Source organism: Amycolatopsis sp. NPDC004079 (genome assembly GCF_040610415.1).
GTDB lineage: Bacteria > Actinomycetota > Actinomycetes > Mycobacteriales > Pseudonocardiaceae > Amycolatopsis > Amycolatopsis halotolerans.
Genome location: NZ_JBEXMH010000123.1, coordinates 1 through 13,864, shown reverse-complemented (window position 1 = coordinate 13,864; position 13,864 = coordinate 1). Strand labels below are relative to the sequence as shown.

The window sequence follows — 13,864 nt, the reverse complement described above, 5'->3', positions numbered from 1 at the left end:
CACGTCGACTGAACCGACGAAAACACCGGCTGCCCGCCCGATTCCAACTCGAACGCCCGGCGCACCACGTCCGCCTGCGCGGGTCCGGATGTTGAGAAGCCGACCTCGACGCCGTCGCCGGAAAGCCCGGCCAGCGCGTCGATCAGAGCCGGATCAGTGAAAAGTGGACTGTCCACAGTGAGCGAATGAACCTGGTACAGATCCACCTGCCCCGCCAGGAGTTCCCGGGTCTGCGCCCACTGCTCACGAAACCGCGGCAGCGTGTGTTCCTTGACCTCGTGGACATCCGCATCAAGCCGCCACTCGCCCACGTAGCGATAGCCCCACTTGCTGGACACAGTCACATCCCGGTGTCCGCGTTCGGCCAACCAGCCGCCGAGAAACTCCTCCGAACGGCCGTAAGACCGCGCGACGTCGACCCACCGGACCCCCGCCGCATACGCCGCGTCGAGCACCTCGTGCGTCGCAGCCCGCATCGACGGAACGTCCCGCACTTCGGGCAAGTCTCGCCCCAGATTGATGTATGCCGGACGGCCGAGCGCGGCCAGCCCCACCGCGATGCGGTCCATCGGGGTCCCCTTGTCTTTGCTGGGTTTCGGAATTGCGGAAAAAGTTTAGGCGAGGCGACGTGGAGCGTTTTCTCATCGCCAGATGTATAGGACGTTATACACTTTGTTTGTGCCGGAGGATGGCGAGCCATTGGCCGGAGTTCTGGGCTTGGCGATGGAGTTTCTCAAGGCGCGCGGCGGGTGCCCGGACGTAGCCTTTGCCGAAGACAGGCGCGATTTGACGGAGACTGGCCCCTTCCTCCCGGGCGGCGAGGAGCGCCCAGTCGGAGGCGTCGGCGCAGGCCGCGGACGCCCGGCGCAGCTCCCCCAGCAGGTCGATCAGGTCGTTGGCGTTCAGCTCCCCCGCCTGGACGGCGGCAGCGGTCGTTTCGAGCCAGGCCAGTACGTCGGCTTCGGTGATCGGCGGGCGCGGGCGGGCGTTGTCTGTGCTCACGCGGCGCAGTATAGGTCGTTATACACTGATGTCGAACACAGTGACGGAAACCTGCTGGACTCCGGGCGTGGCGCGGACGTTGACTGGCCGCAGCAGTCATCCGGCAGCTTCGGAGGTTCAGTGAGGTTCGGCATCGCCGCCCGGTTCGTCGCGCTCGCCGTCGTGTGGGGCGCGAGTTTCCTGTTCATCAAGGTGGGCCTGGAGGGGCTGTCGCCGGCTCAGGTCGCGCTTGCCCGTGTCGCGCTGGGCGCGTTGACGCTCGGCGCGTTCCTGGTGCTGCGCAGGCGATCGCTCCCCCGCGATCCCGCCTTGTGGGCGCACCTCGCGGTGGTTTCGCTGCTGTTCTGCGTGGGCCCGTTCCTGCTGTACTCGTGGGCCGAGCAGTACGTGGCGTCCGGGCTCGCCAGCATCTTCAACGCCACCACTCCCCTGCTGACGATGCTGTTCGCCGCGGCGGCCCTGCCCGCCGAACGGCTCACCCGCCCGAAAACCGCCGGGCTGCTGATCGGTTTCGCGGGCGTGCTCACGCTGGTCGGCGTCTGGCGCGGGATCGACCTCAGCCACGAAGTCCTCGCGCAACTCGCCTGTCTCGGCGCGACCACCTGCTACGGCATGGCTTTCGTGTATCTGCGGAAATTCGTGTCGCCGCGCAATCCCGATCCGGTCGTCGTCGCGTTCGGGCAAACCGGTTTCGCCACCGTCATTCTGCTCGCCGCGACACCGGTGATCGCCGCGCAGCCGGTGCGCCTGAATCTCGCCGTGGTGCTGTCCATGCTCGCGCTCGGCGTGCTCGGCACCGGCGTGGCCTACACGTGGAACACCGCCATCGCGACCGCCTGGGGCGCGGCCAACGCTTCCGCTGTGACCTACCTCACTCCAGTGGTCGGCGTTCTGCTCGGAGTGCTGGTCCTCGACGAGCCGGTGCACTGGAACGAACCCGTCGGCGCGCTGCTCGTGGTGCTCGGGATCCTGGCGTCGCACGGGCGGCTTTCCCGCACGCGGCAACCGGTCCTGGAACGGGTCTGAAACGGCCTGTGGGGCCGCCGGAGACGATCCGGCGGCCCCACAGGTTCGCGGTGCGCTACAGGTACTGACCGGTGTTCGTGGCGGTGTCGATCGCCCGCCCCGATTCCTGGTTCTTGCCGGTGACGAGCGTGCGGATGTAGACGATCCGCTCGCCCTTCTTGCCGGAGATCCGGGCCCAGTCGTCCGGGTTGGTGGTGTTGGGCAGGTCCTCGTTCTCCGCGAACTCGTCGACGATCGCGTCCAGCAGGTGCTGCACGCGCAGGCCGGGCTGCTTGGTCTCGAGCACCGACTTGATCGCCGACTTCTTCGCCCGGTCCACGATGTTCTGGATCATCGCGCCCGAGTTGAAGTCGCGGAAGTACAGGACTTCCTTGTCCCCGTTGGCGTAGGTGACCTCCAGGAACCGGTTCTCGTCGCTCTCCTCGTACATCCGCTCGACGGTGTGCTGGATCATCGCGTCGAACGTGGCCTTCTGGTCCCCGCCGAACTCCGCCAGGTCGTCGGCGTGGATCGGCAGGCCCTCGGCCAGGTACTTCGAGAAGATGTCCTTCGCGCCCTCGGCGTCCGGACGCTCGATCTTGATCTTCACGTCGAGCCGGCCCGGCCGCAGGATCGCCGGGTCGATCATGTCCTCGCGGTTGGAGGCGCCGATGACGATGACGTTCTCCAGCCCCTCGACTCCGTCGATCTCCGACAGCAGCTGGGGCACGATCGTCGTCTCCACGTCGGACGACACGCCCGAGCCGCGGGTGCGGAAGATCGAGTCCATCTCGTCGAAGAACACGATGACCGGGGTGCCCTCGGAGGCCTTTTCCCGCGCCCGCTGGAAGATCAGCCGGATCGACCGCTCGGTCTCGCCGACGAACTTGTTCAGCAGTTCCGGGCCCTTGATGTTGAGGAAGTAGGACTTGCCGTCCGCCTGGTCCCCGCGAGCCTCGGCCACCTTCTTGGCCAGCGAGTTCGCCACCGCCTTGGCGATGAGCGTCTTCCCGCAGCCGGGCGGGCCGTAGAGCAGGACGCCCTTCGGCGGGCGCAGCTGGTACTGCTCGTACAGGTCCGCGTGCAGGAAGGGCAGCTCCACGGCGTCGCGGATCTGCTCGATCTGCCGGGTCAGGCCGCCGATGTCCTCGTAGCGGACGTCCGGCACCTCCTCCAGCACGAGGTCCTCGACCTCCGCCTTCGGAACCCGCTCGTAGGCGTAGCCCGCCTTGGAGTCCACCAGGAGCGAATCGCCCGGTTTGAGCGGCTGCTCGGACAGCGGACCGGAAAGCAGGACGACCCGCTCCTCGTCCGCGTGGCCGACCACGAGAGCGCGCGTGGCCCCGCCCTCGACGTCCGGTGCGAGCACTTCGCGCAGCGCGCACACCTCGCCCGTGCGCTCGAAATCGCCGCCTTCGACGACCGTGAGCGCCTCGTTGAGCCGCAACGCCTGCCCGCGCCGCAGCGACGAGACCTCCACCGCGGGCGACACCGAGACGCGCATCTTGCGCCCCGCGGTGTAGACGTCCACCGTGTTGTCCTCGTACGCCTCGACGAACACCCCGTAGCCGCTCGGCGGCTGGGCCAGCCGGTCGACCTCTTCGCGGAGGGCGAGCAGCTGACCCCGCGCCTCGCGCAGGGTTTCGACGAGTTTCGTGTTCCGCTCGGTGAGCTGACTCACCCGTTCCGACGCCTCGGCGAGACGTTGTTCGAGAACGCGGTTCTGTCGCGGGGAATCGGTGAGCCTGCGGCGCAGCAGCGCCACTTCTTCCTCGAGAAAACGGATCTGCCGGGCTTGTTCCTCTGGTGTCTGCCCTGCTCCGCCGGTTGCTGAAGGGTCGGCCTCCTCGCGCCGACCTCCGGGAAGGTCATGATGCATCGGGCACCTCCTCGGAGTGCTTTTCATTCCACGGTACCGGCGATCACCGACAAGAAAAGGCCTTTCCGCATCACAAGACCGGCGCGTCGCGCTTTTTCTTCCGGCCAGCACGGCCGCGAGCGCAGCGCAAGCGGCCGATTCGGTGCCGCGGACGGGAATCCGCTCCGCACGGGTTTCCGCAACGCGGAACTGAACGCATCGCGGACGCCCGGCGGCGCGGACCGCAAACCCGACTTGCGGGTTGGCTGCGCGCGAAGGCGCGCGGCTGGCTAGCATCCCCGGGTGGCCACGCTCCGCACGTGGCCAGGACTTTCGTTCGCACGGCAGGGGGAACCGAAATGACTTATCCGCCGCAGCAGCCCGGCGGCTACGGACAGCAGCCGAACCCGTACGGGCAGCAGCCCGGCGGCCAGCAGCCGTACGGGCAGCCTCAGCAGGGCGGATGGAACCAGGGCGGGCAGCCGCCGCAGGGCCCGCAGTCCGGCGGATTCCCCTCCGCGCCCGGCCCCGGCGGTCCCGGAGCCCCCGGCCAAGGCCCCTACCAGAGCGGATACCCGCAGCCGGGCGGTCCCCCGCAGTACGGCCAGCAGCCGGACCAGTTCGGGCAGTTCGGACAGCAGCCCGGCGGGCCGGGCCAGCCCGGCGGGCCGTTCGGGCAGCAGCCGGGAGGCCAGTTCGGCGGGTTCGGCGAGGAGCCGCCGAAAAAGAAGAAGACCGGCCTGATCGTCGGCATCGCGATCGCCGCGGTGGTCCTCCTCGGCGGCGGGACCGGCCTGGTCATCTGGCTCACCGGCGACAGCAAGGACACCAAGAACGCCGCCCCGCCCGCGTCGTCCTCGGCCCCGGTCGCGGCCCCGCAGTCCAGCGGCAGTTCGTCGTCGTCCCCGTCGAGCTCCTCGTCCTCGGGTTCGAGCAGCGGCAACTACCCGGCCGCGTCCGGTGCGAAAGCCACCTCGGGCGAACTGTTCGACGCCGCTTCGGCGGCGTACAACAGCTCCGACACCGACGGGCTGTACTCGTTGCTCTGCACCAGCCTCACCAAGGGCCAGAAGCCGACCGACAAGATGCCCTCGGGCATCCACTTCGAGCTGACCGGCAGCCCGCAGGAAAGCGGCGACCAGGCCACGGTGAAGTACCACGTCACGACGTCCACGAAGACCGCCGACGGCACCCTCACCGCCCTGCGCCAGGGCGGGGCCTGGTGCCTCGGGAAGGTCAGCACGGACCACTAGGTGAGACGCCGGCTCGGCACGGCACTCGTCCTGCTCGCGGTCGCTGTCGCGGGCGGTGTCCTCGGCCTGGTCTCGATCGGCCTGCCGGGGCCCGCCCGCACCACGACGGAACCGCCCGCGCCCCCGCCTCCGCCGCGAAGCAGCGCGTCCCAGAGTCCCGCGCCCGCGGCGGATCAGGCCGCGATCGCCTCGCTGGCGCGCACTCTCGTCGACGCGATCACGCGCGCCGACTCCGCCGAATTCGGCACTCTCACGTGCAAACCGCAAACTGCGGCGGCGCTGAAGGAACTCCAGTCGAAATGGGACGCCGCGGGCCCGCTTCGCGTCTCGCTCACCGGACAGCCGGCGATCGCGGGCGACGAAGCCACCGTGACCGTCCGGGTCGAAGGCGCCGGCGGGCACAAGAACACGCCGTTCCCGCTTCGGCGCGAGAACGGTCGCTGGTGCGTCCCTGGTTAGCCTTTGCCCTTGCTGGGCCGACGTGAAACCCGCGGCGACACCGTGCCGTCGGCGAGACGGCGTGCAGTGAGCAGGAAAGCGGTGTGCGCGACCATCCGGTGGTCCGGCCGCACCGCGAGGCCGACGACGTGCCAGGGCCGCATCAGCGTCTCCCACGACTCCGGCTCGGTCCAGCACTGCTGTTCCCGCAGCGATTCCGTGACGCGGGACAGCTGGGTGACAGTCGCGACGTAGACCGTCAGCACTCCGCCGGGCACGAGGTGCGCGGCGACGTTCGGCAACTGGTCCCACGGCGCGAGCATGTCCAGCACGACCCGGTCGACCTCGCCGGTGTGCGTGGCCAGATCGGCGACGGTGAGCGTCCAGTTGTCCGGCTTCTCGCCGAAGAACTTCGTGACGTTGCGCTCGGCGTGCTCGGCGTGGTCGTCGCGGATCTCGTAGGAGAACACCTGTCCCGCCGGACCGACCGCGCGCAGCAGCGAGCAAGTCAGCGCGCCCGAACCGGCACCGGCTTCGAGGACGCGCGCGCCCGGGAAGATGTCGCCCCACATCACGATCTGCGCGGCGTCCTTCGGGTAGATGACCTGCGCGCCGCGCGGCATCGACAGCACGTAGTCCGGGAGCAGCGGCCGCAGCGCGAGATACGTGCTGCCGCCCGCCGAAGTGACCACGCTGCCCTCGGGACGGCCGATGAGGTCGTCGTGCGCGAGGGCACCGCGATGCGTGTGGTACTCGCCGCCGTCGGCGAGCGTGAGGGTGTAGTGCCTGCCTTTCGAATCCGTCAGCTGAACCCGGTCACCTGCACGAAACGGTCCGCTGACCGACAACTTCTTCCTCCACTGCAAACCCGGAACGCCGACGTCGAATCCTCGCAGGTCGTCCCGCGCGCGTCGTGCGCGGGTGCCTCACTGAGCGCGACGGCCCTGCATCAGCGCGGTCCGCAGGTCCTCGCGGCGCAACACTCCCGCGGGGCGGCCTTCGTCGTCGACCACGAGGAACTGCCAGGCAGGCGTCTCGCGCACCCGCTCGGCGATCTCCTCGCCCGGTTCCGACGCCAGCAACACGGTCTCCGCACGGATCGGCTCGGCGGCCTGTTCGGCGGGCGCGTGCGGACTGATGCCCGCCAGCTGCTGCGCGGCTTGCTCGTCCAGCAATCCGGCCGCGACACCGTCCGCGCGCACCAGCACGACGCCCCGTCCCGCCGACGCGGCCAAGGCGTCGGAGACCGGGCTTTCCGCGGGCAGCTGCAGGACCGGACGCACCAAATCGGACAGTTCCAGCCCAGCAGGCCAGCCGCGCCGGGCTTCGGCGGCCAGCTCGGACCGCGCACCGAGGATCACGAACCACGCCGTCACGACGCACACGCCGAGCCGCAGCCAGCGGTCCGGGCTCTGCATCGCCAAGCCGAGCAGCGCCCACACGATCAGCCCAGTCGCGACCAGCGCACCACCGGCGACCGCGGCCTTCGTTCCCTTGGCCCGGAACCCGGTCATCGCCCAGACCCCGGCGCGCACGAGCCGTCCGCCGTCCAAGGGCAATCCCGGCAGGAGATTGAACAACCCGACCGCGAAGTTGGCGACCGCGCACTCCGCGACGAGCAGCCACACCGCACCGTTCGGCGGGACCGCGAAGAGCAGCAGCGAACAGAATCCGCCCAGCACCAGCGAAACCGCCGGACCCGCCGCCGCGACAAGCCCTTCCTGCCCAGGCCGTCGCGGCGTACGGGCCACTTCGGACAGTCCGCCGAGGAGGAAAAGCCGCAACCGCCGGACGGGAATCCCGAGCCGCAGCGCGACGAGACAGTGGCCCAGTTCGTGCGCGAGCACGGAAAGCCCGAGCAGCACCGCGAACGCGGCGGCGAGCAGCCAGGAAGTCGGCGTCGAAACGTCCGGCAGCAGCCGCCCGACCAGCGGCGCGTAAAGCACCACGATGACGAGCGACCCGATCCACCACGACGGGGCGAGCAAAACGGGCACCCCGCCGACCCGGAACAGCAGCAGGCCGCCGTCCCCGCCGGCTCGCCGAGCGGGCCCGGCGCCGTGCTGACTGGTCGCGGCCATGCCGGACAGCGTAGGGGTCGGCGTGTGGGAAGCCGGTGACCCGGTCGCCCCGGACGGGTGGTGTCGGTCTCGCCGAGCGGCAGGGTCAGGCGGGCTTCGGCTCGACGAGGTTCTCCAGATTCGCCCGCGCCACCTGTTTCCGGAACTCCCCGCGATACGAAGCGTCCCCGGAATCGTGCATCGCGTCGGTCATCCACACCGCTGACGCCTGCCGCTCCCAGACGTGGGCCAAACAGGCGTCCGAGTAGCCCTCCAGCAGACTCGGATCGCCCTTCTCCACCTCGCCGGCGATCGCCCGGGCAAGCACCTCCGCGTCATGCAGCGCGAGGCTCATTCCCTCCGCGCTCATCGGCGAAATCAGATGCGCCGCGTCCCCGAGGAGACACAGCCTGCCGTAGCGCATCGGGCTGAACACCACCCCACGCAACGGCACGACCTGCTTGGTGGCGATCGGCCCCCGTACCACTGCCGAGCCGAACCGCGCGTCGAGTTCGTCCCAAACCCGATCGTCCGGCCAGTCGCCGACCGTGTCGTCCACCGGACACTGCAGGTAGACCCGGCTCGCTTCCGGCCCGCGGGTGATCTGCGCGGCGAACCCCCGCGAATGCACCGCCATCACGGCCACCGGATCAGCAGGCACCCCCGTCATCGCGGACAACCAGGCGTAACCGAACTCGTGGCTGTGGCAGGTGAGAAACCCGTCCGGAACCGCCGTCCGGCTGACGCCCTGAAACCCGTCCGCGCCCGCGACGAACTCGCAGCTGATCGCCTTGTCCCGATAACGCACCCGAGGCTGGTCAGTGTCAAGTCGCTCCAGCACGACGTCCTCCGCCCCGAACCGGAGATCGCCGCCGTCCCGCAGAAAGATCCGGATGAGGTTCCGCACGAGGACCTGCTGCGGAATGAACGCACCCGCCCCGTCCTCGTCGACGTCCATCCGCCACGCCCGCCGCTCGCCATCGACGATCAGCGGCAACACCACGTCCGACGGCCCGCCCCCGTGCCCCTCGACAGCCTCTCCGACTCCCCACTCCCGCAGCATCCGCACCCCGCGCCCGTCGAGCGACCCCGCTCGCTGCCGCTGCTCGACGTACTCCCGGCTGTGCTTTTCCACTACCACACAAGGGATCCCGCTGCGCAGGAGAAACGTCCCGAGCGCAAGCCCCGCGACCCCGCCGCCGACAACAACCACAGTGGTCTTCTCGTCTGTCCGACTCATGATCACCACTGTCTTCGAGCCCGCCGCCCGCGCCCACCACCAACCAGGCAGCCGATAACGAAAACCCGCCAACTTCCTCCCCGCTACTCCCCGCGCCCGCGCAACTCAGCCTGATACCGCCCCGGCGTCTGTCCCACCAGCGCCGTGAACGCCCCGATGAACGCCGACGGATTCGACCACCCGCAGCCCATCGCCGTGTCGGTCACCGACGCCCCCTCGGTCAGCCGGAACAACGCGTGATGCACCCGCAACACCGTGCGCCAACGCTGAAAACTCATCCCGAGATCGCTGTGGAACAACCGGCTCAACGTCCGCTCGCTGGCCCCCGCGACCCGCCCCAGCTCAGCCAACGTCTCGCCCCGCCCAGGCTCCTCGTGCAGCAACTCCGTGACGACCCGCAACCGATCGTCCCGAGGCTCCGGAAGATGCAACGTCTCCCCCGGCACCTCCCCCAACTCGTCAATCACCACAGCCCGAACCCGCCGAGCCGCCTCGTCAGACCGCGCCCCGTCCCCGGTCAACGCCAAGATCCCGGCCCGCAACAACGGCGAGACCACAAACACCTCAGGCCTCCGGTCCAGCGCCCCGCACTCCTCAGCGGGAACAGCCAGAATCCGAGTGTCAGTCCGCCCGTAAAACCGATGCGAGTGCACAAACCCAGGAGGAGTCCAGGCAACCCGATCCGCAGGAGCCACCCAAGTCCCAAACTCAGTCGTAGTACTGAAGACCCCCCGGGCCGCATAAACCAACTGCCCATTCGGATGAGAATGCCTCCCCATCCGAAACCCCCGAGGCAACCACCCAGCCCCCTGCGGAGTCATCCCAGCCGGTACTGCCACCACACCCATTCCCCAACCCGACCACAACGCGAGATCGCGCTGGCGTGCGGACCGAGCGACGTGAACGGCCCCCGGGCCGGGCGCGTCGCTCGGTCCGCACGCCAGCTTGAGAGCGATCTCGCACGTCCCGGCGAAGCCGGGACCAAACAATTGTCGTACCCCGGCGTTACGCTCTGCCCCATGTCCGACACCGCCACGGTCACCACCCCTCCCGAGGCAGGCGCGCCCGCCAGGAGGCGGCCTGCGTTGTCGCCGTCCCGGGCGAGCGACTTCAAGCAGTGCCCGCTGCTCTACCGATTCCGCGCAGTCGACCGTCTGCCGGAGGTCCCCACCAGGGCGCAACTGCGCGGCACACTCGTCCACGCGGTTCTGGAGCGGCTTTTCGCCCTCCCCGCCGCCGAACGAGTAGCTCCGCGAGCCAAGGAACTCCTCGCCCCGACGTGGACGGAGCTGTCCGGCGACAGTCCGGAGTGGACAGAGCTGTTCGCGGACGGCGAACCCGGCGAGACCGACAAGTGGCTGGCTTCGGCCGAAAAACTGCTCGACTCGTACTTCGAGCTGGAAGATCCGCGCAGGCTGGAGCCGGAGGCGTGCGAGCTGCACGTCGAGATCGAGCTGGGCTCGGGCGTGCTGCTGCGCGGGTACATCGACCGGGTGGATGTCGCGCCGACCGGCGAGATCCGGGTCGTGGACTACAAAACCGGCGCCGCGCCGCGGGAAATCGGCGAGGCCAAGGCCCTCTTCCAGATGAAGTTCTACGCGCTGGTGCTGTGGCGATTGCGCGGGGTGGTCCCGCGGCAGCTGAAGCTGATGTACCTGACCGACGGGCAGTCGCTGGCCTACACGCCGGACGAAGCCGAGCTGGTCCGATTCGAGCGCACGCTGGAAGCGATCTGGCAGGCCATCCTGAAGGCGGGCAAGACCGGCGATTTCCGGCCGAACAAGGGCAAGCTGTGCTCGTGGTGCGATCACCAGGCGCATTGCCCGGAGTTCGGCGGCACACCGCCGGAGTACCCGGGCTGGCCGGAGCCTGATCCGGGCGAGGAAACCGTCCTGGACCGGGCCGACTGATGGGCGACGCGTTCTTCCTCCCGCTCGGCGGCGAGCGGTACGAGGCGACTGAGCACACCACCGGCCCGTGGAACCCGGGCGCGCAGCATTTCGGCCCGCCGTCGGCGTTGCTGGTGCGCGGGCTCGAACGGCTGGAGTCGAACCATCCGGCACAGCTGGCGCGGGTGACGGTCGAGATCCTCGGCCCGGCTCCGGTGGGCGAACTGGAGCAGCGGTCGTGGATCGAACGGCCGGGCCGGACCGTCGAATTGGTCCAGTCCGAGCTGTCCGCGAACGGCCGGACGGTCGCGCGGGCGTCAGGGTGGCGGATCGCGACGTCGGACACCGCCGACATCGCCACCGACGGCGGTCCGCTGCTGCCCGCGGCCGACGCCGGCAGCGAAGCGGCCTTCCCGGACGACTGGCAAGGCGGTTACCTCCACGCGATCGAATGGCGTTCGGTCCGGGGCGCGATCTCCGCTCCCGGCCCGGCCGCGGTGTGGGCGCGGCAGCGGTATCCGCTGGTCGACGGCGAGGAACCGACGGGCCTGCAACGGCTGTTCGCCATCGCCGACTCCGGCAACGGGGTGTCGCACTTCCTGCCGACAGCCGAGTGGTGGTTCATCAACTCGGAACTCACCGTGCACCTGCGCCGGATCCCCGAGGGCGAGTGGATCGGCCTCGACGCGGTGACGCTGGTCGGGCCGCACGGCGTCGGCACCGCGACCAGTACGCTGCACGATCGTTCCGGTCCGGTCGGCACCGGCGCGCAGGCTTTGCTGGTGCGTCCGCGACAGGCCGGGGGCGGATGAGCGCGCCGCGGCGCACGAGTCCGATAGCCTTCGCGGAACGACCGACAAGGGAGCGCTCCGGCATGCAGATCACCTCGGTGGTCAACCAGAAGGGCGGGGTGGGCAAAACCTCGCTGAGCGTGGGCGCGGCCGCGGCCCTCGCCGAACGCGGCAGGCGGGTGCTGCTCGTCGACCTCGACCCGCAGGGGCACGCGACCACCGAGATGCTCGGCATCGACGAGGTCCCGGCGGACGCGCCGAGCCTGGCGAAAGCGCTGACGAAGCTGTGGAAGGGCCCGATCGAGCAGCTGGCGGTGCCGCACCCGCGCAGCAACATCGGCCGCGGCGGCGCGTTCGACGTGATCCCCACGTCCCCCGGCATGTTCGACCTGATCCGCAGGCTGGACCAGTTCCGCGTGCCCGGCTGGCAGCTGGCGAGGGTGATCCAGTTCGCCCACTACGACCACGTGATCATCGACTGCCCGCCGGCCCAGGACGTCCTGACGAACAACGCGCTGGCCGCCTCGCACGGCATCCTGGTCCCGGTCCAGCCGGACAAAACGAGCATCCGGGCCCTGCGCCTGCTGTCGGAACAGGTCCGCTACGTAGAACAAACCACCGGCCGCGCCCCCATCGCGTGGTTCGGCATCGTGCCGGGTCTCTACCGCCGCCCCATCTCGCACTACGCCGCAGCCGCCCTGCAGGAGATGTACTCCTTCGGGGTCCCGATGCTCTCGCACGTCCCGCTGGGCGTAGTGATGAACGAGGCTGCCGCCCACGGCGTCCCAGTCACGACCTTCGCCCCGGAAACCATCCAAGCGGTGTCGTTCCGGGAAATCGCCGAAACCCTGGACAGCTACCTAGCCCAAAACCCAGGCCCCACCGAGGTCCCCGCCGACGACGAGTTCGTCTTCGAAGACTTCATTTCCGAGGTGGCAGTCGCCCGCAACGTCAACGACAACGGCGCGCGCAAGAAGCTGTACGACCTGATGCCCAAACGCCCGAACCGCCCGCGCTAACGACCGTCCACTTCAAACCAACGAAACCACCACGCGGGATCGCGCCCGCGTTTGGGGGCTGACCGGCGTGACAGGCCGAAGGCCCCTCACGCCGGTGAGCCCCCAAACGCCGGCTTAAAAGCGATCCCGCGCGCGGCGGCGAAGCCGACGCCAAAAACACAGCTTGCCGACCTACCCCGCCAACCTAGCCACAACCTTCGGCAACAACCGCTTCGCCGCATCCTGCGCCCGAGCCGGCGTACTAGCCGCAACACTCAACGCCGACACAACATCCCCCCGAGCCACCAACACAGCACAAGTCGAGCCCTCACACCAAGCCCGCTGCACACTCACCCCCGACTGCGGCGGCAACGTCACCTCAACCCCCGCACAATGCGCGCCCGCCACGACATCCTCCCCAGACCGGCCCGCATACACCGTGACCTCGTGCGTCAACGCCGACCCGCTCGGATAAACCCAGCTAACCGACTTCCGCTCCCCAGCAGCCAACCCGCTCAAACACCCCGAAACGCGCCCCGAGCCCGGCGCAACACCCTCCTCGGCAACGTCCGAATCAGACAACAACGCCGCCTGAGCCCGCCCCGGATCCGGCACCGCCGAAGAAGAAACCACCGGAGGATCAACGATACGCGACACCGGCGGAGCCACTGGCGCACTAGTACCCGGCGAGGGAGCCGGATCGTCGTAATAAGTCTCGAGATTGTTAGGCCGATTGCCGCATCCGGCGAGCCCGGCCAGCGCCCCCAGCCCGACCAGCACAGCGACTGCTGGCACCTGCCGACGACGCACGTTGCCCCTCCGCGCTCAATGGTGCCCGTTCGCCCCGGGCCATGGTGGCCCCCGAGGGTAATGCAATCGCTCAACTCCACCCGAGGTGGGATCGATGCGCCCAGTACTCCCGCGAGTCCTGCGCCAGTCCCCCCAGCACAGAACGCTCGTCATCGCTCAACCGGACCTGCGTGGCAGCGAGGTTCGCGGTCAGCTGCGCCGTGCTCGACGGACCAATCACTGCCACCGGAGCCCACTCCTGCCCGAGCACCGCGGCCACCGCGATCGCGTCCGGGCCGACGCCGTGCGCCCCGGCGATCCGCCGCAGCGGCTCCGGAGCCTCCGAGACGAGCCGCCCGTTCGCGAGAGTTTCCTTGACCAGCACCCGTTTCCCGGCCGCCTTCGCTTCGGCCAGCGCCGGGCCGACCGAAGGCTCGAAGACGTTCCACGTCGACTGAACCGACGAAAACACCGGCTGCCCGCCCGATTCCAACTCGAACGCCCGGCGCACCACGTCCGCCTGCGCGGGTCCGGATGTTGA

General features: G+C 69.3%; 13 protein-coding genes and 2 pseudogenes. 6 read left to right on the top strand and 9 right to left on the bottom strand.

The features are described 5' to 3' along the window. Window positions 1–569: aldo/keto reductase (locus ABZX37_RS48075; RefSeq protein ID WP_354751041.1), on the bottom strand; the 569-nt coding region annotated here is incomplete at its 3' end. Window positions 570–663: 94 nt separating this feature from the next. Next, the gene (locus tag ABZX37_RS48070) at window positions 664–1,002 is read right to left on the bottom strand and encodes a hypothetical protein (protein ID WP_101439870.1); all 339 of its coding nucleotides are present in this window, start codon (window positions 1,000–1,002) and stop codon (window positions 664–666) included. A 120-nt stretch (window positions 1,003–1,122) separates the two neighbouring features. Here ABZX37_RS48070 and ABZX37_RS48065 point away from each other — a divergent pair, with 120 nt between their 5' ends. Beyond that, a complete protein-coding gene (locus ABZX37_RS48065; protein ID WP_354751040.1) occupies window positions 1,123–2,028 on the top strand; it encodes a DMT family transporter in 906 nt (301 codons plus the stop codon). A gap of 55 nt (window positions 2,029–2,083) precedes the next feature. Here the strand turns inward: ABZX37_RS48065 and arc are convergent, their stop codons facing one another. Then, on the bottom strand, window positions 2,084–3,886 hold the full coding sequence (gene arc / locus ABZX37_RS48060; RefSeq protein WP_344274157.1) for a proteasome ATPase: 1,803 nt from the start codon (window positions 3,884–3,886) through the stop codon (window positions 2,084–2,086). Between the two features lie 338 nt (window positions 3,887–4,224). On the opposite strand from arc, the gene ABZX37_RS48055 reads away from it, so the two are divergent. Together ABZX37_RS48055 and ABZX37_RS48050 are read left to right on the top strand one after the other, a co-directional pair. Then, entirely contained in the window at window positions 4,225–5,118 is an 894-nt protein-coding gene (locus ABZX37_RS48055) for a hypothetical protein (RefSeq protein WP_354751039.1), read from the top strand. After that, window positions 5,119–5,577: a hypothetical protein gene (locus ABZX37_RS48050; protein WP_354751038.1), complete on the top strand. Its 459-nt coding sequence runs from the start codon at window positions 5,119–5,121 to the stop codon at window positions 5,575–5,577. Here ABZX37_RS48050 and ABZX37_RS48045 read toward each other — a convergent pair. The 5 genes and pseudogenes from ABZX37_RS48045 to ABZX37_RS48025 all read right to left on the bottom strand — a co-directional run. Next, the gene (locus tag ABZX37_RS48045; RefSeq protein ID WP_344274147.1) at window positions 5,574–6,404 is read right to left on the bottom strand and encodes a tRNA (adenine-N1)-methyltransferase; all 831 of its coding nucleotides are present in this window, start codon (window positions 6,402–6,404) and stop codon (window positions 5,574–5,576) included. The genes ABZX37_RS48050 and ABZX37_RS48045 overlap by 4 nt on opposite strands. 78 nt (window positions 6,405–6,482) lie before the next feature. Then, window positions 6,483–7,637: a M50 family metallopeptidase gene (locus ABZX37_RS48040; protein WP_354751037.1), complete on the bottom strand. Its 1,155-nt coding sequence runs from the start codon at window positions 7,635–7,637 to the stop codon at window positions 6,483–6,485. A gap of 85 nt (window positions 7,638–7,722) precedes the next feature. Further along, window positions 7,723–8,856 carry a 4-hydroxybenzoate 3-monooxygenase gene (locus ABZX37_RS48035; RefSeq protein ID WP_354751036.1) on the bottom strand — a complete coding sequence of 378 codons (1,134 nt, stop codon included), beginning with the start codon at window positions 8,854–8,856 and terminating at the stop codon, window positions 7,723–7,725. A gap of 83 nt (window positions 8,857–8,939) precedes the next feature. After that, window positions 8,940–9,419, bottom strand: coding sequence for an AraC family transcriptional regulator (locus ABZX37_RS48030; protein ID WP_354751042.1), 480 nt, complete (start codon window positions 9,417–9,419; stop codon window positions 8,940–8,942). A 78-nt stretch (window positions 9,420–9,497) separates the two neighbouring features. Further along, window positions 9,498–9,635: pseudogene (locus tag ABZX37_RS48025) on the bottom strand (AraC family ligand binding domain-containing protein); the annotation flags it as partial. A 240-nt stretch (window positions 9,636–9,875) separates the two neighbouring features. Between ABZX37_RS48025 and ABZX37_RS48020 the strand changes: the two are divergent. The 3 genes from ABZX37_RS48020 (at window position 9,876) to ABZX37_RS48010 (ending at window position 12,555) form a co-directional block, all read left to right on the top strand. Continuing rightward, window positions 9,876–10,766 (top strand): RecB family exonuclease, encoded by an 891-nt coding sequence (locus tag ABZX37_RS48020; protein ID WP_354751035.1) that lies wholly within the window; start codon window positions 9,876–9,878, stop codon window positions 10,764–10,766. Further along, window positions 10,766–11,557, top strand: a complete 792-nt coding sequence (locus tag ABZX37_RS48015) for a thioesterase family protein (RefSeq protein ID WP_354751034.1) — start codon at window positions 10,766–10,768, stop codon at window positions 11,555–11,557. The genes ABZX37_RS48020 and ABZX37_RS48015 overlap by 1 nt, the downstream gene beginning before the upstream one ends. Before the next feature lie 62 nt (window positions 11,558–11,619). Continuing rightward, the gene (locus ABZX37_RS48010) at window positions 11,620–12,555 is read left to right on the top strand and encodes a ParA family protein (protein WP_354751033.1); all 936 of its coding nucleotides are present in this window, start codon (window positions 11,620–11,622) and stop codon (window positions 12,553–12,555) included. Between the two features lie 859 nt (window positions 12,556–13,414). On the opposite strand, the pseudogene ABZX37_RS48005 reads toward ABZX37_RS48010, so the two are convergent. Next, a pseudogene (locus ABZX37_RS48005) lies at window positions 13,415–13,864 on the bottom strand (aldo/keto reductase); the annotation flags it as partial.